Origin of the sequence: Rhodopila globiformis (genome assembly GCF_002937115.1) — a bacterium.
Classification (GTDB): domain Bacteria; phylum Pseudomonadota; class Alphaproteobacteria; order Acetobacterales; family Acetobacteraceae; genus Rhodopila; species Rhodopila globiformis.
In genome coordinates, this window is record NZ_NHRY01000223.1 from 1 (window position 1) to 23,326 (window position 23,326).

General features: G+C 68.9%; 24 protein-coding genes and 1 pseudogene. 14 read left to right on the plus strand and 11 right to left on the minus strand.

Annotation, left to right across the window (positions count from 1 at the left end):
- Both CCS01_RS21115 and CCS01_RS21120 read right to left on the minus strand, forming a co-directional pair.
- Nucleotides 1–453: hypothetical protein (locus CCS01_RS21115; protein WP_146101879.1), on the minus strand; the 453-nt coding region annotated here is incomplete at its 3' end.
- 172 nt (nt 454–625) lie between these two features.
- Nucleotides 626–1,432, minus strand: a complete 807-nt coding sequence (locus CCS01_RS21120) for a transglutaminase-like domain-containing protein (RefSeq protein WP_104520747.1) — start codon at nt 1,430–1,432, stop codon at nt 626–628.
- 230 nt (nt 1,433–1,662) lie between these two features.
- On the opposite strand from CCS01_RS21120, the gene CCS01_RS21125 reads away from it, so the two are divergent.
- From CCS01_RS21125 to CCS01_RS21145, 5 genes are all read left to right on the plus strand, one after another.
- Nucleotides 1,663–2,505 carry a transglutaminase-like domain-containing protein gene (locus tag CCS01_RS21125; protein WP_104520748.1) on the plus strand — a complete coding sequence of 281 codons (843 nt, stop codon included), beginning with the start codon at nt 1,663–1,665 and terminating at the stop codon, nt 2,503–2,505.
- A gap of 13 nt (nt 2,506–2,518) precedes the next feature.
- Entirely contained in the window at nt 2,519–3,094 is a 576-nt protein-coding gene (locus CCS01_RS21130; protein WP_104520749.1) for a hypothetical protein, read from the plus strand.
- Between the two features lie 79 nt (nt 3,095–3,173).
- Complete coding sequence (locus tag CCS01_RS21135) at nt 3,174–4,463, plus strand: MFS transporter (protein ID WP_104520750.1); 1,290 nt, start codon at nt 3,174–3,176, stop codon at nt 4,461–4,463.
- Between the two features lie 85 nt (nt 4,464–4,548).
- Nucleotides 4,549–5,460 (plus strand): DUF72 domain-containing protein, encoded by a 912-nt coding sequence (locus tag CCS01_RS21140; RefSeq protein ID WP_204848381.1) that lies wholly within the window; start codon nt 4,549–4,551, stop codon nt 5,458–5,460.
- 53 nt (nt 5,461–5,513) lie between these two features.
- Nucleotides 5,514–6,317, plus strand: a complete 804-nt coding sequence (locus CCS01_RS21145) for an NUDIX hydrolase (RefSeq protein WP_104520752.1) — start codon at nt 5,514–5,516, stop codon at nt 6,315–6,317.
- Nucleotides 6,318–6,536: 219 nt separating this feature from the next.
- Here CCS01_RS21145 and CCS01_RS33050 read toward each other — a convergent pair whose 3' ends face one another.
- Complete coding sequence (locus CCS01_RS33050; protein ID WP_146101880.1) at nt 6,537–6,725, minus strand: hypothetical protein; 189 nt, start codon at nt 6,723–6,725, stop codon at nt 6,537–6,539.
- 177 nt (nt 6,726–6,902) lie between these two features.
- On the opposite strand from CCS01_RS33050, the gene CCS01_RS33055 reads away from it, so the two are divergent.
- Entirely contained in the window at nt 6,903–7,184 is a 282-nt protein-coding gene (locus CCS01_RS33055) for a hypothetical protein (protein ID WP_146101881.1), read from the plus strand.
- A 1,095-nt stretch (nt 7,185–8,279) separates the two neighbouring features.
- Here the strand turns inward: CCS01_RS33055 and CCS01_RS21155 are convergent.
- The 3 genes from CCS01_RS21155 to CCS01_RS21165 form a co-directional block, all read right to left on the minus strand.
- Nucleotides 8,280–8,768, minus strand: coding sequence for a hypothetical protein (locus CCS01_RS21155; RefSeq protein WP_146101882.1), 489 nt, complete (start codon nt 8,766–8,768; stop codon nt 8,280–8,282).
- Between the two features lie 596 nt (nt 8,769–9,364).
- On the minus strand, nt 9,365–10,135 hold the full coding sequence (locus CCS01_RS33890; RefSeq protein ID WP_158258521.1) for a ComF family protein: 771 nt from the start codon (nt 10,133–10,135) through the stop codon (nt 9,365–9,367).
- Entirely contained in the window at nt 10,122–11,726 is a 1,605-nt protein-coding gene (locus CCS01_RS21165; protein WP_239992340.1) for a rhodanese-like domain-containing protein, read from the minus strand. The genes CCS01_RS33890 and CCS01_RS21165 overlap by 14 nt, the downstream gene beginning before the upstream one ends.
- Nucleotides 11,727–11,809: 83 nt before the next feature.
- Between CCS01_RS21165 and CCS01_RS21170 the strand changes: the two genes are divergently transcribed.
- The 4 genes from CCS01_RS21170 to CCS01_RS21190 all read left to right on the plus strand — a co-directional run bounded on the left by CCS01_RS21170 (nt 11,810) and on the right by CCS01_RS21190 (nt 15,981).
- A complete protein-coding gene (locus CCS01_RS21170) occupies nt 11,810–12,607 on the plus strand; it encodes a methyltransferase domain-containing protein (RefSeq protein WP_104520756.1) in 798 nt (265 codons plus the stop codon).
- A gap of 489 nt (nt 12,608–13,096) precedes the next feature.
- On the plus strand, nt 13,097–14,173 hold the full coding sequence (locus CCS01_RS21175) for an LLM class flavin-dependent oxidoreductase (RefSeq protein WP_104520757.1): 1,077 nt from the start codon (nt 13,097–13,099) through the stop codon (nt 14,171–14,173).
- Nucleotides 14,174–14,872: 699 nt separating this feature from the next.
- The gene (locus CCS01_RS21185) at nt 14,873–15,271 is read left to right on the plus strand and encodes an MbcA/ParS/Xre antitoxin family protein (protein ID WP_104520759.1); all 399 of its coding nucleotides are present in this window, start codon (nt 14,873–14,875) and stop codon (nt 15,269–15,271) included.
- A 17-nt stretch (nt 15,272–15,288) separates the two neighbouring features.
- The gene (locus tag CCS01_RS21190; RefSeq protein WP_239992341.1) at nt 15,289–15,981 is read left to right on the plus strand and encodes an RES family NAD+ phosphorylase; all 693 of its coding nucleotides are present in this window, start codon (nt 15,289–15,291) and stop codon (nt 15,979–15,981) included.
- Here CCS01_RS21190 and CCS01_RS35405 read toward each other — a convergent pair.
- The 3 genes and pseudogenes from CCS01_RS35405 to CCS01_RS35415 all read right to left on the minus strand — a co-directional run bounded on the left by CCS01_RS35405 (nt 15,866) and on the right by CCS01_RS35415 (nt 16,701).
- Entirely contained in the window at nt 15,866–16,255 is a 390-nt protein-coding gene (locus CCS01_RS35405; RefSeq protein ID WP_239992343.1) for an inorganic phosphate transporter, read from the minus strand. The two genes, CCS01_RS21190 and CCS01_RS35405, sit on opposite strands and share 116 nt — an antisense overlap.
- A 127-nt stretch (nt 16,256–16,382) precedes the next feature.
- Nucleotides 16,383–16,436: pseudogene (locus CCS01_RS35410) on the minus strand (hypothetical protein); the annotation flags it as partial.
- A gap of 100 nt (nt 16,437–16,536) precedes the next feature.
- Nucleotides 16,537–16,701: a hypothetical protein gene (locus CCS01_RS35415; RefSeq protein WP_239992342.1), complete on the minus strand. Its 165-nt coding sequence runs from the start codon at nt 16,699–16,701 to the stop codon at nt 16,537–16,539.
- Between the two features lie 770 nt (nt 16,702–17,471).
- On the opposite strand from CCS01_RS35415, the gene CCS01_RS21200 reads away from it, so the two are divergent.
- Both CCS01_RS21200 and CCS01_RS21205 read left to right on the plus strand, forming a co-directional pair.
- The gene (locus tag CCS01_RS21200) at nt 17,472–18,116 is read left to right on the plus strand and encodes a class I SAM-dependent methyltransferase (protein WP_204848382.1); all 645 of its coding nucleotides are present in this window, start codon (nt 17,472–17,474) and stop codon (nt 18,114–18,116) included.
- 113 nt (nt 18,117–18,229) lie between these two features.
- Nucleotides 18,230–18,862, plus strand: a complete 633-nt coding sequence (locus CCS01_RS21205; RefSeq protein WP_104520760.1) for a hypothetical protein — start codon at nt 18,230–18,232, stop codon at nt 18,860–18,862.
- Here CCS01_RS21205 and CCS01_RS21210 read toward each other — a convergent pair.
- The gene (locus CCS01_RS21210; RefSeq protein WP_104520761.1) at nt 18,856–20,517 is read right to left on the minus strand and encodes an aminotransferase class III-fold pyridoxal phosphate-dependent enzyme; all 1,662 of its coding nucleotides are present in this window, start codon (nt 20,515–20,517) and stop codon (nt 18,856–18,858) included. The genes CCS01_RS21205 and CCS01_RS21210 overlap by 7 nt on opposite strands.
- Before the next feature lie 53 nt (nt 20,518–20,570).
- Here CCS01_RS21210 and asd point away from each other — a divergent pair, with 53 nt between their 5' ends.
- The gene (gene asd / locus CCS01_RS21215) at nt 20,571–21,416 is read left to right on the plus strand and encodes an archaetidylserine decarboxylase (protein ID WP_204848383.1); all 846 of its coding nucleotides are present in this window, start codon (nt 20,571–20,573) and stop codon (nt 21,414–21,416) included.
- 13 nt (nt 21,417–21,429) lie between these two features.
- Here the strand turns inward: asd and CCS01_RS21220 are convergent, their stop codons facing one another.
- Entirely contained in the window at nt 21,430–21,921 is a 492-nt protein-coding gene (locus tag CCS01_RS21220; protein WP_104520763.1) for a hypothetical protein, read from the minus strand.
- Nucleotides 21,922–22,920: 999 nt separating this feature from the next.
- Between CCS01_RS21220 and CCS01_RS21225 the strand changes: the two genes are divergently transcribed.
- On the plus strand, nt 22,921–23,319 hold the full coding sequence (locus CCS01_RS21225; RefSeq protein ID WP_104520764.1) for a response regulator: 399 nt from the start codon (nt 22,921–22,923) through the stop codon (nt 23,317–23,319).
- The last annotated feature ends 7 nt before the right edge of the window (nt 23,320–23,326 follow it).

A 23,326-nucleotide genomic window follows, 5' to 3' on the forward strand; every position in this document is an offset into this window, starting at 1 on the left:
CGCCGGCATGGCCCGGGTGCGGGCCTTGGCGTCGCGCACCGCCTGCCGCGCCTCGGCGGCCGCGGCGGCGGCTTCCTCGGTGCAATGGGCGGTCTTCGCGGCCAGGGCGGCGGCCCGCTCGGCCGTCTCCAGCGCCTGGCGGTTGCGCTCGGCGGCGCGGTCCATGCTGTTGGCGTTGCCGCGCAGGCGCAGCGCCAGGACGACGGCGATGTCCTCGGCCATCGACTGGCTGAGGGAACACAGCGTGGCCAGGTCGAAGGCGATGACCTTCGCCGCGGCGATCAGGCTGCGGTGGCTGGCGACGCTGTAGGCGGCCAGCGTCTCGATCGCCGCGGCCCGGGCCAGGGCGAGGTCGCCGGCCCAGAGGAACATCGGGGCGAGGAAGGCGATGACGACGGTCGTCAGGGGATCGGCAGGCGGATCGGCGCTGGTTGGGGCGGCGGTGTCGGACATGCCGTGGGCTCCGGATACGGGTGCCGCCTTCTACCTTAGGTTGTGGAACATGTCAAGAACATATTGTGGATTTGGGCGCCGCGGGTTGCTCCGTTCCTCGCCTGCTCCGTTCCTCGCCTGCTCCGTTCCTCGCCTGCTCCGTTCCTCGTCCGCACAACGAGCGCACCCGGCGCTATTGAACTTTGTCCGTAACGACATGAAAGCCCGCGAGCGTGCTCGGCCCAAAGATCGTGGACAGGGCGACGTCGGTGGCGTCGCGCCCGCGCGCCATCAGGATGCGGCCGATGCGCGGCGTGTTGTGGCGCGCGTCGAAGGTGTGCCAGTGGCCGCCCAGGTAGGCCTCGAACCAGGCGCTGAAATCCATCGGCGCATCCACTGGCGGAATGCCGATGTCGCCGAGATAGCCGGTGCAGTAGCGCGCCGGAATGTTCATGCAGCGGCACAGGGTGATCGCCAGGTGCGCGAAATCGCGGCAGACGCCCCGCCCTTCGGCATGGCCGGCGAAGGCGCTGCGCAGCGGATCGGCATGGTGATAGCCGAACTCGATCCGGTTGTGCACGTAATCGCATATCGCCTGTACCCGCGGCCATCCTTCCGGCGTGTGGCTGAACAGCGACCAGGCCAGCGGCGTCAGGCGGTCCGTCTCGCAGTAGCGGCTGCCCAGCAGATAGACCAGCACATCGTCCGGCAGGTCCTGGATCGCGTGCTGCGGCGCGTCCGGCACCACCAGGTCCGGCGTGCCGGGATCGCTGACGAGGAACTCGGTGAACATGCGCGACCGCCCGGCCGGCGCGGTGATGCGATGGCAGATGTTGCCGAAACCGTCGCGGTACGCACTGGCGGCAACCGGTGGATCGAAATTGATCTGGTGAGGCCCGATGACATCATGCATGCGCGAAGGATGCACGCTGAGCACCAGCAGCATCGGCGTCGGCTGGGGGCATTCGTACGCGATGTCGTAGCCGGCACGGATTTGCAAGGATCGGCCTCCTGGAATGAAAGATCGGAAAGTGGGTAACGCGACGGAACCGCCGCGGTCGGAATCAACTGAACGTGACGGCGCGCCGACCGCTGCAACCTTTGCCGCGATGCCATGGAAATGCGGCAACTTCCCGACACGATCGCGCGAGACTCGCATCAGCCCTTCATTGGCACGCGACTTGCTGTGAGCCACACGGCCGCCAACCATGAAACACAGGTGCCGTGACAATGGAATTTTCCGTAAGCGCCAAGCTCGGCTATCGCGTGCAGCAGCCCGTGCCGTTCGTTTTCAATGTGCAGGCACGCCGTTTCGCCGGCCAGGAAATCGTTTCGGAGGCATTGCACATCGATCCACCCCTGCCGCTGCAGGACTGGACCATGCCCGAAAGCGGCAACCGCTATGTCCGGGTAACCGCACCGCCGGGCGGCCTGCAGGTTTCCTACCAGGCCCGCGTGCGCCTGGACCATCCCACCGAGGACCCCGGCGCCGTGCATGAAGTCCCGGCGGGCGAACTGCCCTTGAGCGTCCTGACCCACCTCTACCCCAGCCGCTACTGCCAGGCCGATCGGCTGCAACGCTTCGCGCACCGGACGTTCGATGCGGCGCCGCCGGGATATCAGCGCGTCGCCACGATCTGCAACTGGATCCACGACAACGTCGACTACGTCAGCGGCGCGTCGGACGAACTGACCTCGGCCTACGACACGATCGTGCAGCGGGCAGGCGTCTGCCGCGATTTCGCGCATCTCGGCATCGCCCTGTGCCGCGCGCTGGGCATTCCGGCGCGCTACGTCAGCGCCTATGCCTGGCGGCTGGAACCGCCCGACTTCCACGCCGTTTTCGAGGCTTTCCTGCGTGGTCCGTCGGGACCGGGCTGGTACGTGTTCGATCCGACGCGGATGGCGGCGCCAGAAGGTATCGTTCGTATCGGTATCGGCCGCGACGCCGCCGAGGTGGCGTTCTGCACCCAGTTCGGCGCGATGGAATTCGACAAGCCCGAGGTCAGCATCACCGGACCGGACGGCGCCGCTTCCGCCACCACGCGGGCGGTGCGCGTCCAGGACGCATAACAGGAGGAACAGCATGCCCGACAACATCGACACCATCGCCGCGCGCCACGGCTTCAGCCCCGCCGCCGCCCGCGTGGTGGCGGATGCGCTGCGGCACGGCGGCGGCCGCATGGCACAGTTCAACCACCCGGAACTCGGCGGCATGGGCCAGTGGTCGCAAGGCGGCATGATCATGATCGGCGACATGGCCAACAACGACCTGAAGGCGCGGGTCGATGCGCTGTGCAAGGACCTCGCCGGCGCCACCGGGCCGGTGCCCGCGGCGGCCGAGCAGCAGCCGGGCCAGACCAGCCACCAGGGCAGCCACCAGGGCAGCCACCAGGGCAGCCACCAGGGCAGCCACCAGGGCAACCACTGGTGGCCGCAGGATCTCGGCTCGCCGTCGTCGAGCGGCGCGCAGAACGACATGCGCTACGCCTGCTTCCCCGACAAGCGGCGGCTGGCGGTGATGCAGGGCGGCACGGTGTGCGTCTATGACACCGGCGAGCACCGGATCACCGGCTTCTCGCAGCAGCAGGGCGGCAGCCAGGCGCTGCGCTTCACCAGCCAGGACGGCACGGTGCGGCTGGAGGACCTGAAGCCGGTGTGACGCCGCCCGGCCATGAGAGGCGGCGGGCTACCCAGCGGTAGTACTACCGTTCTACAGTGGGCTCTGTCCCAGAGAACATATGCGCCCCATGGTCCCCGCCCGCCTTGCCCGAGTCTTCGCCGGATCCGTGCATTACGCATGGATAACCCTGGCGGTGGTGTTCTGCGCCATGCTGGCGGGCGTCGGCGTGCGTGCCGCGCCGGGGGTGATGATCGTGCCGCTGCAGGCCGCCTTCGGCTGGGACGTCTCCACCATCTCGGCCGCGGTGTCGGTCAACATCGTCCTGATGGGCGCGACCGGCCCGTTCATCACCGGGCTGGTCCAGGTCATCGGCATCCGGCGCACCATGCTGGGCTGCCTGCTGATCCTGATGGCCGGCACCGGCCTGTCCACCGTCATGACCGCCCCCTGGCAACTGTTCCTCACCTGGGGCGTGATGGTCGGCATCGGCTCCGGCGCGGGCGCGGTCGGCATTGCCGGCGCCATCGCCAACCGCTGGTTCACCGAGCGGGCGGGGCTGGCGATGGGCATCCTGACCGCGGCCAACGCCGCCGGACAACTGATCTTCCTGCCGCTGCTGGCGCTGGCGGCGCAGTATTACGGCTGGCAGGGCGTTGCGGTCGCCGTCACGCTGGGCGTCGCCGCCGTGATCCCGCCGCTGATGCTGCTGATGCCGGAATCCCCCGCCAGCATCGGCCTGCCGGCCTATGGCGGCACACGGGTGACGCCGATCGCCGCGTTCGCCGGCGGCAATCCGTTCGCGGTGGCGTTCGGGGCGCTGGCCCGGGCCTCGCGGTCGATGGATTTCTGGCTGCTGTGCCTGACCTTCGGCATCTGCGGCCTGTCCACCAACGGCCTGATCAACACCCACCTGATCGCCTACTGCGCCGACTACGGCATCTCCGCGGTCAACGGCGCCTCGCTGCTTGCCGTCATCGGCGTGTTCAGCCTGATCGGGTCCACCGCCTCCGGCTGGCTGTGCGACCGCGTCAATCCGCGGGTGCTGCTGTTCTGGTACTACGGCCTGCGCGGGCTGTCGCTGGTGCTGATCCCGTTCAGCCGGTTCGATCCGCTCAGCCTGGGGGCGTTTTCGGTGTTCTACGGCCTGGACTGGGTGGCGACCGGGCCGGCGACCTTCGCCCTGACCAACCAGGCGTTCGGCCGCCGCGATGCCCCCGTGATCGTCGCCTGGATCTTCGCCGCGCACCAGATCGGCGGCGCCGTGGCGGCCTTCGGCGCCGGCGCGGTGCGCAGCCTGGCGGGCAGCTACCTGATGGCGTTCGTCGCCAGCGGCCTGGCCTGCCTGATGGCGTCGCTGCTGGTGCTGCGCGTCTCGCCAGGCGGCGCCGAGGCGGCCGCGGCGGAGTAACGGCCCGCCGCAAGGCAACCCCGATCAATCACATTTGCTCTATCCCCACTTTTGTGCCCAAATTTCGCGGCAAGGTGCCGGGGCTTTGACTTATTTGCTCCATGATTCGAGCCTGTCCGCCTCCCGCTGGTCGACGATGAACAGCGGGACGATCCGTATTGGCGTCTCCGGCTGGACGTACGAGCCGTGGCGCGGCGTGTTCTATCCGCGCGACCTGAAGCGGGAGCAGGAGCTGGGATACGCTGCCAGCCAGTTCCGTTGCCTGGAGATCAACGCCACGTTTTACGGTCTGCAGCGGCCGGAGATGTTCGGCTACTGGGCGGACCAGGTGCCGGCCGGCTTCGTGTTCCCGGTGCGGGGGCCGCGCCTGATCACCCATGAGCAGCGGCTGCGCGACCCGCTGGTGCCACTGGCCAACTTCATAGCCTCCGGGGTGCTGCGGCTGGACGTGCACCTCGGGCCGATCGTGTGGCAGTTGCCGCCGAATTTCCGCTTCCAGCGCGACCGGATCGAGCCGTTCCTGGCGCTGCTGCCGCACGACGCGGCGGCGGCGGCGGCGCTGGCCCGGCGGCACGACGGCAGCCTGCCCGCCCCGCCCTGGCTGGAGTCCGGGCCGGCGCGCGCCATCCGCCACGTCTTCGACGTCCGGCACGAGAGCTTCCGCTGCGCCGCATTCGTCGACCTGCTGCGCGCCCATGACGTCGGCCTGGTCTGCTCGGACGCGGCCGCCTGGCCGCGGCTGATGGACGTCACCGCCGACTTCGTCTATTGCCGCCTGCACGGCACGGCGCCCGGCTGCGGCTACGATGCCGCCGCGCTGGACGCCTGGGCGGGCCGGATCAGGGCCTGGGCCGAGGGCGAGGAACCCGCCGACGCCGAGCGCTGCGGCGACAAGGCCCGGGTCCGCCGGCGCGACGTGTTCGTCGTTTTCGACAACGAGAGGAAGGTGCGTGCCCCGGCCAGCGCGGCGGAGTTGCTGCGCCGCCTGCGGACGTGACCGACTCGGCCGTCTCGGTTAAACCATTCCCCCAACACGCGACAGGACGAACCATGAGCTTGGAAGCAACCGCCCGCCCGGCCGCCACGATCCTGCTGCTGCGGGACGGGTCCGACGGGATCGAGGTCTTCATGGTGGTGCGCCACCACGCCATCGACTTTGCCGCCGGTGCCCTGGTGTTCCCGGGCGGCCGGGTTGAGGAGGCGGACTTCGCGCTGGCCGCCCAGCCGGTGGACCATCCCGTTCCCGGCCGCCCGGACACCGATGGGATGGCGTTCCGCATCGCCGCCATCCGCGAGACCTTCGAGGAATGCGGCGTGCTGCTGGCGCGGCCGCGCGGGTCCAGCGGCCTGGTCGATGCCGCGGCGCTGCAGCGGCTGGATGCGCAGTACCGCGCCGCGCTGAACGCCGGCTCCATCGGCTTCGACACGGTGCTGGAGGCCGAGGACCTGATGCCGGCGCCCGACCTGCTGGTGCATTTCGCGCACTGGATCACGCCGGTGAACCAGCCGAAGCGCTACGACACGCACTTCTTCCTGGCCGAGGCGCCACCCGAGCACCTGGCCGTGCACGACGGCACCGAGGCGGTTGAGTCGATCTGGATCACGCCGCGGCAGGCACTCGCGGACACCGAGGCCGGCCGCTTCAAGCTGGTGTTCGCAACCGCGAAGAATCTGGAGAAGCTTGGCCGCTCCGGCACGGTGCAGGAAGCGATGGACGCGGCGCGCGCGGCGCGGGTGGTGACGGTGCAGCCGAAGGGAACGAAACTGGAAGGCAACAAGCGCCTGCTGCGCATCCCGCCCGAGGCGGATTACGGCGGCAGCGAGTTCATCGTCGACGTGCTGCCGGCGTCCTGACGGCGCCGCCGTGATCGGGCACGCGCCGCCGGCGCGTGGTTCGCGAGCGATTGCATTGGCTTGAGGTGGCACCGCGAGGTCCGGTCAGGCTGATATTGCCTGCGGTACATGCCGCGACGCCGCGCAGCGCCCGTGCCTGCACGGCGACGTCGGTCGGTGTTTTTCTTGATGGAGACTTGCCAGCCGCGCCAACGCAGATGGAAGACGCGATCTCCTTCGTCAGGCCACCAGTTTCACTGGCGTGCGCGCTTCGAAGGCTTCGGCGAAGCGGGTGCAGACCTCCCGCTCATCGGTCTCATCGACCTCATCAATTCGCAGAAACAACTTATCGGTCAGACGTTCATAGAGACCCTCCCCGTTACGTGAGTAGAACCGTGTACCGGCGACGGGTTGCCAAACATCACTCATCGTCTTCCCTCCTGGCCCTGCGTCTTTACCATCTTGGCGTTGCGCGACGCCTGGACGCCGAAGCCTTCTGCCAAAACGGGCCATTTGTCAATATCCACTGTGGCAGGCGGGAAACAATCCTGCCATGCTTTTCAAGCGCGAATACAAAATTGGTCAAATATTCGTGAATAGTCATCTATGCTGCGCCGCAGCATGAAAAACCGGCAGTCATTGCCTATCAATACCGTACAATATTCAACATTACTGTTTATTGCCACAGCAAAACGCGCGACGTTGACTGCAAAGCAGCCGGCGGCGCTGCCGGCGGGCGGGCGCAACCACCGGAAAGCGCCGGACAGCAGGCATTTTTCGCCTCGTGGGCCAGCATACGCTGCGATGCAGGAAAATGACGCTCGTCCGGTCGTACGTATGGACAGCCGGCGGGATGCGCGGCGGTTTGCCGGAACGCACCCGGGCTGAAGCGGCAGCAACGGGCAGCGCCGTGCCTCGCCGGCGCCATCTCCTGCGCGCGGCCCCGGTTGGCGGTGCACTGCCGGCGGCGGCGCAGGCGGGCGCCGCGCCGCCGGCGAACGATGGCCACACGGTGATGGACGCGCGGAAGGACCTGGCCGCGGCCGATCGGCCGGGTCCGGACACGGTCAGCGTCATCAATGTCGGGGCCGATCGGCGGCGATGGCAAGGAGGACAGGGCACCAACGGGGCAGGGCGAAGGCGATCCGCCGCACGCACCGTCGCCCTGATACGCATATGAGGCATGGCCCGCGGTTCGAGCCGTGCGGCAATCGGCCCCGAGGCCTACCCGGCAGTCGGGCGGCGTAGCCCCATGCGTATCAGGATAGGGCGTCCGGCGGAGCAAGGTCTTCTCCCTCACTGTCATGGCCGGGCGTGTCCCTACCGCATGCACACATCCTGGAAACAACCGCAAAACCAGGCGCTGGCCCGGTGCCCGCCAACGTTGCCGCTCGGTCCCGGCGGCGCGTTTGGCTGGCAAGCGACCGGCTGAGAGTGCGCAGGGCCGCGACGCTATGGCGTGCGTGGCTCGCACATCCGGTGTGGGGCATCCTGCCCATCGGGATGGGACGGGGGTGTGTTTGCCACCGCAATCAAGCGGACACGGAGTTCCACGGTGTTTGCACGGCGTTTCACGGAGGACGTGGATATTGCGCTTCGCGCGAAGCGCCTGAAATCATCGAACGCTGCCACAGGGGCGACCATGTTGGGGGCACCCCGGACGACTCCGTGAAACTCCGTGCCAACCCCGTGGAACCCCGTGTTCGCTTGATTGTTGTCGGTGAAACCGGCACAGGCCGTGACAGGATGAGCCACGGTTGCAGCGGACCGTTTCCGAAGTCTGTGCATCCCGCAGGGCGTGTCCCGGCCATCCACCCTCCGCCGACGCAACGCAGATGGCCGGGACACGCCCGGCCATGACGGTGAGGCAACGGACCGGGCGCCAAATCCTTCTCCAACCGGTGCCCTATCCTGATAGCCATGCGGCGTAGCCCGGCCCGGACAGGACGCTGTCCCGGCTGGGCCGCCTTGGACGCCTTGGACCTACCGGCCGGTCGCCGCGCCGGCTCCGTTCAGCCCCTCGCCGGTACTGCCAGCGGTACTGCCGGCGGCGGCTGTGCGGCCCGTGGTCATGCGCGCGCCGGGCATCCCGGCGCCGCCCATCCTGCCGGCGCCAGCCATCCCGTTGTTCATGCCGCCGGCGCCACGACCGGCGCTGTTCATGCCGCCGGCACCCATGTGGCCTGCCCCCATGTGGCCGGCACCGCCCATGCCCGCACCGCCCATGCCCGCACCGCCCATGCCGGCGGCGCCACCACCAGCGCCGGCACCACCAGCGCCGCCGCCAGCCTGGGCCAGGGCCACGGAAACCGGCGCCGCAACCAGCGACAGCGCCAGAAGAAAAGCCTGAGTTGTCCTGATCATCGCGTATTCCTCTCTCCGGTCGCCGTCGTGGCGACCTTGGACACCTGAACGCACCGACCGGGTGGCGCCGTTCATGCCGCCGGCGAGCCTCACGAGAATTCGCTTCAAGAGACCCGGTCCGTGCCGGTACGGGCCGCGCTGACCGGCGCGCCGCGGCGATCGCCTGCGCTGGATTTGCCCCGGCCACCGCCGGAGACTGCCCCGCTTAGGGCCATGCAGCCGAAATCGCGTCCACAAACGCCTGTTCGCGTTGCGCCACAGCGGCGGATTGCCTGCGCGCTTCATCCGCGAGAGCCGGTGACCGCGTACCGGCACCCATATCCGCGCCAGGCGGAGCCCCTGCCGCCTGACCCTGTAGCGGTGCTTTCGCAGGTCGCCTCGTGATGGACGGACCGTCGCCATGGTTTCTTCCGTTCCCGGTAGAATTACTGTGACCCGTTCCAGTCGAGCCGGCAAAGGCCGCTCATCCGACGATGAAAAACCAAATGGCTCTTGTCGGGTTCCGGGGTGGTCGGGTGAGGCGTTTCACCGCCCCGAAATCCAATAAGAGCCAACCAAATAAACGTCTGGTCCCGCAAATGCGCTGGCTCTCTTCGATGCTACTGCAGCGAAATTCGGCCTGCACCGGCCACACGCCCTCCCGTCACTGACAGAGTCCCGTGAAGAGGTGCCGGGGTCCCGCGAAAAACTGGCGCGGACCTGCCCTACCCCAGCCTTGGGTCCGGCACGCGCGCCGCCACCAGGACGTCGACCGCCCGGGCGCCGGCGGCCAGCAGCGCCGCGGCGCAGGCGTTCGCCGTCGCGCCCGAGGTCATGACGTCGTCAACCAGCAGCACGGTCTGGCCGGCGATGCGCAATCGGCGCGCGGGCCGCACTGCCACCGCATTGGCCAGTTCCCGCTCCCGCTCCCCGGGCGACTTGTGCTCCAACGGCGCGGTCGGGCGGGTGCGCCGCAGGCCGTCCGGCAGCACCGGCCGATCGGCAAGGCGGCCGACCGCCAGGGCCAGTACAGCCGCCTGGTTGTACTTGCGATGAAACAATCGCCGCCGGTGCAGCGGCACCGGCACCAGCACGTCCGCCCGCGCCAGCAGATCCTGCCCCGCCCGCGCCAACATCGGCGCCAGCACCGGCGCCAGTTCCAGCCGATCGGCGTGCTTCAGGGGCAGGATCAGGCGGCGGGCGTGCTCGTCATAGCGCAGCGCCGCCCGCGCCTGGCGAAACAGCGGCGGATGCTCCCGGCAGGCCGGGCACAGCGCCTCGTCGCCGCCCTGCCCGGCCGAGGCGAACGGCACGCCGCAACGCAGGCACAGCGGCGGGCCGACGAAGCCGGTGCGGCCGAAGCAGCGCGGGCATAACTGGCCGTGGATCTCGACCGGCTCGTCGCAGGCCGGGCAGCGCGGCGGCAGCAGGAAATCCAGCGCCAGCCGCCCGCCGTGGCGTAGCCGATCGGCGAGGCCGTGGTCAGGCGACGGCATCGGCCTCGCCCGGGACACCGAACGCCACGGTCCCGTCGCGCTCGATCTGGTGCACCAGGTCGATTTCCCAGGACAGGTAGGCGTGCATCGCCGCCTCGACGCCAGCGTTGCGGTCATACGGCCGCAGGTAAAAATCGATGCAGGCCTCGTCGGGCGGCGTGGCGCGGTCCTTGACCAGGGGACGGCCGAACGCGTGCCAGGCCTCGGTGCCGCCTTCCAGCACGTGCACCTGCGCCGTGGTGAGCGTCCTGGCCTCCGGCACCGCCAGCCGCGCCAGCAGGCCGTCCGGCGAGGTGAGCACGACGTGGCCGGCGGCGGAAAGCTGCCCCCGCAGCGGCTCCAGCCGCCCGCGTATGCCCCAGATCGCGCCGGGGATGTGGCCCTCGCGGAACTCAATGCTGCGGGCCAGGTCCAGCACAACGGTACGGGCGGCGCTGTCGAGCAGGCGGACGCAGGCGCTGACGTCGATCAGGTCCACCGGCGCGCCCAGTTCCGGCACCGGGACCACGGCGGGGGCGGTGGTGCGGACCGCTTCCAGCCCGCCCTCGACGACGAAGACGTCGCGGTGGCCCATCTGGCGCAGCCACGCGGCAGTCATGCGGGCGCGCACGCCAGTGTCGTCGACCAGCACGATGCGGGCGTTGCGCACGCCGATCCACTGGTCGGTGGCCTGGACCAGCTGGCCGCCGGGGGCGTTGCGGCTGCCGGGACGGTGGCCGGCGCGGAACTCCGCCGGGTCGCGCACGTCCAGCACATACAGCGTGCGGTCGGGATCGTCCTCGAACCGGGACAGGTCGAGGGGCCCGATGACGCCGACGCCGGAGTGCTCGGCGAAGGCCTGGGCGCGCTTCAGCGCCAGCGAGGTGGTCTTCGGCGTGCCCGGCTGGTATTTGTCGGTGCGGCCGCGGTCGCAGCGCAGCCCGGCCAGCTCCCATCCCATCGTGCCGTTGCGCAGCGCCACCACCTTGTTGGGGATGCCGGCGCGGCGCAGGCTCTCGGCGCCCAGGATGCTGCGGGTGCGGCCAGCGCAGTTGACCACCACGAGGGTCTTCGGGTCGGGCGCGATGTCGCCGATGCGATAGACCAGTTCGCCGCCCGGCACGCTGATCCCGGTGGGGATCGACATGCGGGTGAACTCCTCCATGGTGCGGCTGTCCAGCACCACCATGTCGCGGCCGGAATCGATCCAGGCTTTCAGCTCCCGCGCATCGACGCTTTCGGTGCCGAAGTGGTGCTCCACCCATTCGCCGAACGCCTTGGAGGGGACGTTGACGCCGCTGAACAGCTCGTAGCCGGCGGCTTCCCAGGCCGGGGTGCCGCCGTCCAGGACGGAGACGTCGGTAAAGCCGACGGATTCCAGCCATGCCGCCAGGCTTTCCGCGACGCCGCGCCCGTCATCGACGCAGCAGGCCCGCACCGACTGGCGCGGCGCCAGTGCCCGGACGCGCATTTCCCGGCGCGCCAGGCCGCACGGCACTGCCCAGAACAGGTGCGAGGCGCCGAACTCCCCATCCTCGCGGGCGTCCAGCAGGGCGAGTTCCTCCCCGTCGGTGATCCAGCTGCGCAATGTCTCGGCGGTGATGCGTTTCATGATTGCACCTTATAGTTGTAACTTCCTGTCAAGCCGAGTGTGACGTCTTCACAATCCATGTAGGTCGGCGCACATGCCGTTCCATGGACCCGCTTCTCGTATTTGATCGCGCCGCCGTGCGCCGCCACCGTGACCGGGCGGCGCGCACCGTGGGCCAGGTGGCGGACGTGCTGCGCGACGCGGCCGAGCGCCTGCTGGACCGCCTGGACGACACCACCCGCCAGTTCTCGGATGCGCTGGACGTTGGCGGCCGCGGCATCGTCGCGCCGCTGCTGCGCCAGCGGGGCATCGGCGTGGTCAGCAGCGACCTGTCGGCGGCGATGGCGGCGCGCAGTGGCGCTCCCGACGGGGGCATCTGCGTCGTGGCGGACGAGGAGTTCCTGCCATTCGCCCCCGCGAGCTTCGACCTGGTCGTCTGCAGCCTGTCGCTGCACTGGATCAACGACCTGCCGGGGGCGCTGATCCAGCTGCGCCGGGCGCTGCGTCCGGGCGGGTTGCTGCTCGCCAGCCTGCCGGCGCTGGGCACCCTGGCCGAACTGCGCGGCGCGCTGACCGAGGCCGAGGATGCGGTTATGGGCCGGGTCTCGCCGCGGGTGTCGCCGTTCCCCGAGTTGCGGGACTGCGCGCACCTGCTGCAGCGGACGGGCTTCGCGCTGCCGGTGGCGGACGTGGAGGAGATCCGGATGCTCTACGCCAATCCGCTCGCGCTGCTGACCGAGCTGCGGGCGGCGGGCGAGAGCAACGCGATCCGCGAACGGGCGCGCACGGTGCCGGACCGGACCCTGTTCCCGGCGGCGCTGGCGCGGCTGCCGGTGCAGGACGGGCGGGTGGCGGTGACGCTGCGCATGGCGGTGATGACGGGCTGGGCGCCGGAGGCCTGAGGGTTCGTCAGGCGATGGTCGTCCCTCCGGCGTTGGTCGATGGTCGTCCCTCTATCGTCATGGCCGGGCGTGTCCCGGCCATCTGCGCTTCGACGGTGGGGGGCGGATGGCCGGGACACGCCCTACGGGATGCACAGATCTCGGAAACGGTCCGCCGCTGCGTTTCCCTTTCGTCATGGCCCGGCTTGTCCGGGCCACCTATTCCAGCACGTGTGCCGCGACAGGTGGCCCGGACAAGCCGGGCCATGACGATGGGGGAACGCTCTTGGCGCCCGGGCAAGCACTTGATTTTACGGTCATTTCCCACTCGTTTCCAGGATGTGTGCATTGCGTAGGGACACGCCCGGCCATGACGGTGAGAGAACGGCCGCGGTGAGGCAACGGCCGCTCCCATTTTCCGCCGTCGCGGTGCCGGCTTCCCCGTCCGGCGTTGACGCTGCCCACCCGCCTGCCGACTATGCCGCGCGAAGCAGAACACAGGAGCGTCCAATGCCCGTCAGGGTCATCGGCATGATCGGCGTCGCGCCCCCGGCCGGCACCGCGCTGCACGTCATCGGCGGCGGCGTCTCACCGGGCTTCCTGGGCGAATTCGCGCAGGCGCACGAGCAGGCGGGCTTCGATCTCGTGCTGGTTGGCTACTACTCTTCCTCGGCCGAGGGCTTCGCCGTTGCCGCCTGTGCCGCCGCGCAGACCACGCGCCTGGGCTACGTGGTCGCCCACCGGCCGGGCCTGGTGGCGCCGACGCTCGCGGCCCGCACCATTGCCACCTTCGACGCGCTGTGGGGCGGGCGGCTCGCGGTGCACATCATCGCCGGCAACAGCGACGAGGACATGCAGCGCGACGGCGACTTCACGCCGAAGGAGGAACGCTACGAGCGGGCGGCGGAATACCTGGATGTGATGCGCCGCGCCTGGACCTGCGCCGAGCCGTTCGACCACAACGGCCGCTTCTACCGGGTCCGCAACGTCTTCCCCGACGTGCGCCCGGTGCAGCGTCCTTATCCGGAGCTGCTGTTCGGCGGCTCCTCCCCCGGCGCGCTGGCAATGGGCGCGCAGCACTGCGACACCTTCGCGATGTTCGGCGAGCCATTGGCCGAGACCGCCGAGCGCATGGCGGCCTTCCGCCGCCTGGCCGAGGGCTTCGGCCGGCCGGCGCCGAAGTTCAACATCTCGTTCCGGCCGATCATCGGCCGCACCGAGGGCGAGGCATGGGACAAGGCGCGCGGCATCCTCGCCAACCTGAAGGGGGCGCCGCCGCACCCGCGCGGGCAGGACCAGTCCGGCAAGCGCCTTGTGGACCTGGCCGCCCGGGGCGACATCCACGATGAGCGGCTGTGGATGCCGGTCGCGGCGCTGTCCGGCGGCAAGGGCAACACCTCCTGCCTCGTCGGCACGCCGGAGCAGGTGGCCGAGGCGATGCTGAAATACTACCGGATGGGCGTCGCCTCGTTCCTGATGCGCGGCTTCGACCCGCTGGACGACGCGAAGGACTATGGGCGGGAGCTGATCCCGCGCCTGAAGGCCGGCGCGCTGGCGATCGACCGGGAGGCGACGCTGGCCGCCTGACCGGCCTCCTGCCGCCGGCGTTCCGGATCAGCACCGCAGCTGCGGCGGAAAAGGCGACGCGTCGGCTCGCGGCGAAGCGACAAGCGAACGATCCCGCGCCGGCACAGGCGCTGGTCAGGATCGGCAGCGGATCGACGGCCAGGCAAGCTTCAGCAGGGCGCCGAAGCCGTTGCAGGCCGCAGGCTTCCGGCGGCCATCATCGCGCCCAGCCACGCCATCGTCTTCTGTGCCTGGGCGAGAGTCATATAGCGCGATACGTACCGCCGCTGTCCGTCCAGCCCTACGGCGACGACGGCCCATGCATCGATTATGAAGCCCTGCTCCGACACGATTTCGTACGATGTCATGGCGTGGACATAGCACGGCTGGTCGCGCCGCGCACGCGCGAATCATTCCGCGTCCTCGTGGCGGGGCATCGGGCCTGCGGCAGGCACAGAGCTCAGAAACCACTGGAAAGTCAGAGGCTTGCCCGGCGGCGGAATACGTTCCTACATCGTCATGATACGGCTTGTCCGCATGGGCGCTCGCTGAGGGAGACAGGGCCGGGCACCAAATCCTTCTCCAGCCGTCGCCCTATCCTGATACGTATGGGGACACGCCCCGGCCACGACGATAGAGCAACGACCGCACGCCATGCCGTCGCAGGTGGTTGCAAATCCGCAGGTGAACCGCTATATCCTGCAAAACAGGAGGTCACCCATGTCGGCTGTCCGCGAACCCGTCCGCGCCGCCCCGCCGCGCATAGACCCGCTCGCGGCGCTGCGCGGCTTCTTCCACATCATGGACGCCTGGCGCGCCACCGCTGAGGAAGCCCGCATCATCCTCGGCGCGCCGGCTGAGCGGACCTACTACGCCTGGCGCGCCGGCACGGCCGTGCGGGTGCCGGCCGACACGCTCCGGCGCATCGGCTACGTCGCCGGCGTCTACAAGGCGCTGCAGATCCTCTATGCCGATCCGCACACCGCCGACGACTGGGTCAGGCGGCCGAACCGCGCGCTGGGCGGGCAGACGCCGCTGCAGCGCATGTGCGCCGGGGACGTCACCGACCTGGCCGCCGTGCGGGACTACCTCGACGCCGCGCGGGCTCCCTGGAGCTGATCCACAGGAGCTGACCCTTGCCGGCACGCCGGATCGACTGGCCGCAGGCGTGGCGGATCATCGCCTCGCGCTATCCCCCCATCAACCTGTTCGAGCGCCTGACCCCCGACCCCGCGGTCTGGGACGCACTGGTCGCCCTGGAGCAGATGACCAACCCGCGCGTCCGCGACGAAGTGGGCGAGATCGCGCTGGTCCCGCCTGGGGAGCGCGTGTCCGGCCCGGGCGCGAGCTACGTCATGGCGTCCTTCACCCACGTCAACCGCAAGGGCTCGCGCTTCAGCGACGGCAGCTTCGGCGTCTACTACGCCGCGGAAGGGCTGGAGACCGCCATCGCCGAGACCGTCTTCCACTTCGAGGCCTACGCGCGGGACAGCAACGACCCGCCGCGCATGGAGGACATGCGGGTGCTCCTCGGCACGGCCGGCGGGGATTTCGAGGATGTCGCCGCGCTGGACGAGCCGCAACGCTCGCAGGTGCTGGACCCCGGCGGCTATGCGGCGGCCCAGGCCTACGGGCGGGCGCTGCGCGACGAGGGCGCCAGCGGCGTGGTCTATCCCAGCGTGCGGCACGCCGGCGGGACCTGCATCGGCGCGTTCAGGCCGCGTGCCGTCGGCATCCCGCGCCAGGAGCGCCACCTGAAGTACCACTGGAACGGCGAGCGCGTCGGCCGCTACTTTGATTACCTGCGGGATGCCTGGATCGACCTGTAGGCCAGGCGTCCGTCATCGCCGCCGGCAGGGTCATCACCCGGGCGAGCGCCATGTTCCGGATGGTGCTCCATTGCAGGCCCGATCCGTTGGCCGCCATCGTCCCCGCCACGCCGCTGGACAGCACGTGGGTGGTCGAAACCGGCAAGCCATAGGCATCCGCCAGGCCGGTTGTTGCCATTGCAACGGTCTCGGCCGAGGCGCCCTGCGCGTAGGTCAGGTGGGTCTTGCCGATTCTCTCGCCCACCATCACCACGATGCGCTTCCACCTGACCATCGTGCCCAGGCCCAGCGCCAGCGCGACGCCGACCTTCACCCAGACCGGAATGAACCGGGTGCCGCATCACCGAGAACGCCACCGTGCCGCTGGAAGTCAGCACGCCGAGGAAATTGAACGTCCCCGACCAGATCACCGCGGTCAACGGCGACAGGCTGTGCGTGTAGATCACGGTGACCACGGCGTTGGCGGTGTCGTGGAAGCCGTTGACGAACTCGAAGCCCAACGCGATCAGCAGGGCGATGCCGAGCAGGACGAAGGCGCCCAGGGCCAAATCGTGCTCACCGATGGTGCTGATATCGCGGGAGATGCAAGGCCGCGTAACCGAGGCCGGTCGCCAGCACCAGCAGGAAGGCGATCGCGCCGCCGATGTTCGGCCTGGCGTCCAGATGAGGGCGGGCCGACAGGACGTCGGTCACGCCACCGCTGATTGCAACATCCGACATGGGTCCCCTCAGGTCAGGCTGCTCAATCAGTAGCGGTTACCGCGGCGACGTTCGATGTCGCCGGCATGACAATTCGTTGCCAGAAGGAACGGCCCCGGACGCGACGGATGATGCCACGCCGGCCGCGGGCAACCTGGTTTCATTTCGGATCATCGACCCATCGGATCGGCAGTCGCAAGCAGGCTGCCTGGGCCTCGACCCAGTGCCGCGCTTCGTCAGGCGAGGCGCAAAGCTGCGTTGCGGGGGCCCGGCCGGAGCGGCGTGCAGCGGGATCCGAGGCTGCCCCCTCACCCACGAAAGCGCCAATGAATCGATCTGCGCCGGCCGGCTTGATCCAGGCAAGGAGATGGCCGTCTGGTGTCATGGTAGATGCAACTCTGGTTTTGTCCCAGGGACCAAATTTACCGATCTATGGCAATGTTGTCAAGGGGGCGCCGGCAGTGGGATTACAACTGTGAATTGTGGGAACGTCCCGTAACTTCGCTTGCGCCTGCCCGGCGCCGGCCGAGGTGCTCGTGGCGGCGCGATCATCCCCCTCTCGTCATGGCCGGGCCAACCGTCATCATTTCGTCATGAATTCTTTACGCATTCTAAATCCAGCCGTCATTTCCCTTTGCTAAGGGGGTTCGTTTAACCGCGCCTGAACGGCGTCCCTTGCTTCGCAACCATAACGTCCTGCCCGAAACGGCCGGACCGGCCGCCTGTCGAGCGCCGCTTGGTCGCTCCGCCAGGATGGAAACAGGGAGCCGTCATGAACTGGAGCCGAGAGTTTGACAATCGTTGCAGATTTGGACCGGGATCGCGTCGCCGCCGCCTACGGCCGATGGGCACCCATCTATGACGTCGTCTTCGGCCCGGTGTTCAGCCAGGGCCGCCGCGCCGCGGTCGCCGCCGCCGAACGCATCGGCGGCCGCATCCTGGAGGTCGGCGTCGGCACCGGCCTGTCGCTTGGCCAGTACGCCGCAAGCGACCGGATCGTCGGCATCGACATTTCGGAACCGATGCTCGGCAAGGCGCGGCAACGGGTCCAACGGCTAGGTCTGAAAAATATCGAAACGATCGCCGTCATGGACGCCGAGCGGCTGGAGTTCCCCGACGCCGCCTTCGACGTCGTCGTGGCGCAGTATGTCGTCACCGCCGTTCCCAATCCCGAGAAGGCGCTGGACGAATTCGTCCGCGTCGTGAAGCCGGGCGGCGAGATCGTCCTGACCAGCCGCGTCGGCGCCGAAACCGGCCTGCGCGGCGTGCTGGAGAAGTGGCTGATGCCGGTGACCAGCCGGCTCGGATGGCGGACCGAATTCCCCTGGAAGCGCTACGAGGAATGGGCCGCGCGCTCGCCCGTCCGCCTGCTGGAGCGACGCGCGCTGCCGCCGCTCGGGCATTTCTGGCTGATACGTTTCGGCAAGGACCAATGACCGGGACCGGCGGCGTTCCTGGCCCGTGACCAAACCCAACAACCACGTTTCCGGTCACCCCACAGCGCCGCTCGGTGAGCAGCAGACGGCTTCAAATCATACAGGGAACAGAGATGGCAGGTTTTTTCGAGCTTCTACGCGTACAGCGATGGGACGACCACCGCTATTACCACCACAGTGAAGTCAACCAGGCCCTGCACCTGCTCAGCGCCATCAGTTTCCTGTGCGCCTATGCCCTGATCTTCGGCAACCCCGCGCTGGCCGGCCTCATCGGCTGGCTCATTTCAATGACCAGCCGGCAGATCGGCCATTTCTTCTTCGAGCCCCGGACCTACGACACCGTCAACCAGGCCACCCACGCCTACAAGGAGCAGATCAAGGTCGGCTACAATCTCCACCGCAAGGTCGTGCTGATGGCGATATGGGCGCTGTCGCCGCTGGTTCTGCTGCTGGACCCGACATGCCTGGGGCTGTTCCGGGCGGCAACCTCGGGGTTCGGCTTTTTCCGGCATCTCGGCTACATCTGGCTTGCCATCGGGCTCGGCGGCCTGCTGTTCCGCACCGTGCAGCTTTTCCTGGTCCAGGACCTGCAGACCGGCCTGGTCTGGGCCACCAAGATCATGACCGACCCGTTCAACGACATCCGGCTTTACTACCGGGCGCCGCTCCGGCTGCTGAAGCGGCGGCTCCACGAGTCAGACCTGCTGGAGGCTCCCGCCCCGGAGGCGGCGGAACCGCATCACTGATCGTTCCGCCGCCGCGCCAGCATCTCCCACATGATCCGGCGCCGGATCGAGCGGTCGGTGGCCAGGGCGCCGGCCGACCACCAGGCGTCATCCCGCATGGCGCGGCAGGCGGCGACGAAGCGGTCGGACACCGACGCGAAATCCGCGTCCGTGTAGTTCAGGCTGAAGATCAGGCGCCCCGTTCCCACCCAGCTCAGCGCCAGCCCCTCGGCGCGGAGATAGTATTGCAGCATCCAGTTGTAGCGCGACGGCCTGGTGTAGTTGACCGTCCAGATCGAGGAGATGTTGGCGACCTCGACGGGCAGGTCTTCCTGCCGCAGTCTCTGGTTCAGTTGCCTGGCGCGGTCATTCCAGGTCTGGTCCAGATTGCGGTACAGCGCGGCGATTTCGGGCGACTCGAGCCGCTGGAGGAATTCCGCCATCGCCCCCATGACATAGGGATGCGAATTGAACGTTCCCCGTGCGAAACACATATCCGCCGGCCGATCGGCGCGGTAACGCTGCATCAGCCTGGCGCGGCCGCACAGCACGCCGATGGGCAGGCCGCCGCCGAGCGTCTTGCCGTAGGTGACCAGGTCCGGCTGGACGCCGAAATACGCCGCAGCCCCGCCCGGCGCCAGGCGGAAGCCGACGAACACCTCATCGAAGATCAGCGCGATGCCCCGCTCCTCGCACACCGCGCGCAACTGCCGCAGCCAGCGCGCATAGGCCTCGCGGTCGAAGCGGGCCCGCCGCGAACTGTCCACCAGGGTGGAATCGGACGGCGCGCCCGCATTGGGATGCAGCGCCTGCAGCGGATTGACCAGCACGCAGGCGATGTCGCGCCGCCGCCGCAGGACATGCAGGGTCCGCTCCGACATCTCCGCCAGCGTGTAGGTGTCGCGCGCCGGCGACGGATTGCCGACCCCGGGCTGCACGTCGCCCCACCAGCCGTGATAGGCGCCGCAGAAGCGCACCAGATGCGACCGCCTTGTGTGGTAGCGGGCCAGGCGGACCGCCTGCATCACCGCCTCGGTGCCGGACATGTGGAACGAAACCTCATCGAGGCCGGAGATTTCGCGCAGGCGCCGCACGTTGCAGGCGACGACCGGATGATAGGCGCCGAGGACCGGGCCAAGGTCCCGCACCCGCTCGGCGCCGCGGGCGATGCAGTCCTTGTAGAAATCATGCCCGAACAGATTGACGCCGTAGGAGCCGGCGAGATCGTGGAAAACGTTGCCGTCAAGATCCGTCACGGTCACGCCGGACGACGACGCCAGGAAGGATCCCGCGGAAAGATGCTGGCTGACGAAGCGGCCGTACTGGAACGGAACCCGATAGGCACTGATGAACTGCAGGTCGGAGATCCCATCCCTCGCCTCCGCCGTCGCCACCCTGGTTGCGGCGAATCGTTCCTGATACAGATTGGCCAGCCGCCGGAAGCCGTCACGGCGACGCAACGCAATCGCCTCGGACGGATCGTCCGAGGCGAAGAAACGGTCTTCGTCGTACGCGTAATACGGGATCAGCGACGCGATGCGCCGGGCCAGCCGCGCATGCCCGGCCAGCGATCGATGCTTCGCCATCGACAGGTCCAGGCGCGCCTTCGCCCCGGGGACAGCCGCGCCCAGGACGGCCGCGCCACCCAAAGCTGCGATGAGGATTTGCGCTGACATGACCGACCTTGTGTAGGGACAACGATCCTATGCCGCCAATCCGGTCCTTGATAGTGAAGATCGTACATCAGCAGGACCTGAACTTCCTGCTCACCAACCGCATCCCGCGCCGGCGGCTGACACGCTTCATGGGCTGGTTCAGCCGCATCGAGCAGCCGCTGATCCGCGACCTGTCGATCGCAGCCTGGCGGTTTTTCTCCGACGTCGACCTGAGCGACGCGAAGGAAACCCGCTTTCGCAGCCTGCATCATTGCTTCACCCGCGAACTGAGGGACGGGGCGCGCCCGATCGCGGCGGACCCGTCGGTGCTCGTCAGCCCCTGCGACGCGATCGTCGGCGCCTGCGGCACGGTGCGCGACGGCCAGGCGTTGCAGATCAAGGGTTCGGCCTACGCCCTGGCCGATCTGCTGGGCGATGCGGGCGAGGCCGATGGATTCCGCGACGGAAGCTACGCCACGCTGCGGCTGACCCCGGGCATGTACCACCGCTTTCACGCGCCGCATGACTGCCGGGTCGAATCGGTCACCCATGTTCCCGGCGACGCCTGGAACGTCAATCCGATCGCCCTGCGCCGGGTCGAGCGGTTATTTTGCCGCAACGAGCGTGCCATCGTCCGGAGCCGGCTGTCCGGCACCGGTCATGCGGTGACGCTGGTTCCGGTCGCGGCCATCCTCGTTGCCGGCATCCGGCTGTCGTTCCTGCAACTCGAACGGTGTCCGGGCCGCGCCTGGCGAACCTGGGCGCGCGACGCCGCGTTCGCCAAAGGCGCGGAAATGGGCTGGTTCGAGCACGGATCGACCATCCTGGTGCTCGCGCCGCAGGGCTTCGGGCTGTGCGACTCCGTCGCGGAGGGCAGGATGATCCGCGTCGGCCAGCCCCTGATGCGGCTCCCGTCCTGAGCACGGACCCCTGTCAGGTTCGCATCGGCGGCCGGCGGGACGATGCGCGACGGCCCGGCGCTTTCGGCGAACCGGCCTGATCCGGCGCCAGGGCGTTATCCGCCGGGACGGTCGCCTCGGGCCCCGCGGACGCCGGCTTCGCCTTGGCGGGGGTCCGCGGGCGCCGCGGCTTGCCGGTGGCGGCCGCCGGTGCGGGCTGCGGGCTGAACAGCGCCCAGGCCAGAACACAGCCGAGGAGACCCAGCGCCGCGAAGGCCACGATGCGCACCGGCGGGCCGAATTGCCCGGCCAGGCAGGCTCCTATCAAGCGGATGACGGCGCCGGTATCCAGGATATAGGCGGCCAGGAACACCACGACCGCCGCGCCGATCGGCCATGCCCGCCATCTGCCCGGACGCCGCGTCGCCGATGCCCGGCCGGTGCCGGAACGGGGGCGGCCCCGGGTCTTGCCCGGCGAACCGGACGTCTTCTTCTGGCGGGTTGGCGCGGTGGTCGAAGGCGGCATGGCGCCATCATGCCCGTCCCGCCCTGTTAACGAAAGGGCCGGCGATCAGCGCATGGCCATCGCGGCCGCAGGCTGCCCCGATTTCTTCTCTGCGTGCTCTGCGCGCCGCTCTGCGACCTCTGCGTTGCAAAAATGCGGTGCCGCAACAAAGAACGGCGTTGCGGGTGAGTCGCCCAACCTCCAACACCGGTGGCGCCTCGGCCACCGCGATTCGACGCAGAGATCGCAGAGCGGCGCGCAGAGCACGCAGAGAAGAAATCAGGCGACCTGCGGCCCCGGTACCTCGAACGCGGCCGGGCTGGTCCCGTGGCAGCGCGCGGCTTTGCATTCAGGACAATGAAGGCCGGATCGATAAGACACGTGGACCGAAGCAGCCGCCTCGCTCCGCGCTGTTGCAATGCCGGTGCGGCCGTGGGCCATTGTTCCTTTGAAGTAGCGATACCATGCCCGCCCGGCGCCTCGGCGCGGCACTGGTTCCGCAGGGGATAGGGCGAGACGGGTTGAGGCGCCCTTCATTGCCATGTCGCTACAGCAACGCATCTCCGCGGCGGGTTGCCGCAGCCTTACCACGGGTCGCGATCACGGCACAGCCGTGATGCCGTCCCGGACCGGCACGATCAGCCGCGGCAGGTAGCCATGCGGCGGAAACGGTTCTCCATCATGCGCCCAGCCCCGGCATCACCCCCAGGCTTCGCTCAAGTCCATGCTGCTCGCGTGGTATGGCACTGCCGCGGCCGGCCAGCGGACGGCAGCCTGTCGTGCCCCGCAAGAAATCGACAACTACCGAAGCGGCAATGTAATGACGTGTCTTATAGCGCTACCGCGCCCTCATGATTTACACGAAACGGCTTGCTCACGTCTTGTTGGTCCGTCCACGGGTTCCACCGGTTGCGAAAAACGCTAGTTATCGCCAGGCTTGATCACAACATCATCCGGCCATCGCAGCTGGCCGGGGATAACAGGCCTGTGCCCGGGGCGCAGGCAGGGAACGGACAGGACATGCACCCATTCGGCGCGACGGGCAACGATCCGCCATACCTCATCCTGCTTGTCGAGGACGAGCCATGCGTGCGCGCCGTGCTGGCCCAGGCCCTGATGGATGCCGGCCTGGCGGTGGCCGAGGCACCCGGCCAGGCGGATGCCGAGAAGCTGCTCTCCACCGGCGGACGGCGGTTCGCCCTGCTGGTCACCGACCTCGGCCTGGACGACGGCGACGGCGGCGCGCTGATCGACGCGGCCTCGGTGCGCGGCATGCCCTCGATCTGCATCACCGGCTACCCCGACCGCATCCCGGCCGGCGCCCCCGTCGGCCCGTGCGCCCTGCTCGCCAAGCCGTTCCGCCTGGAACTGCTGATCGAGGCGGTCGAGCAGGCGCTGCCGCGGCCAGCCGCCTGCTGATCCCGGC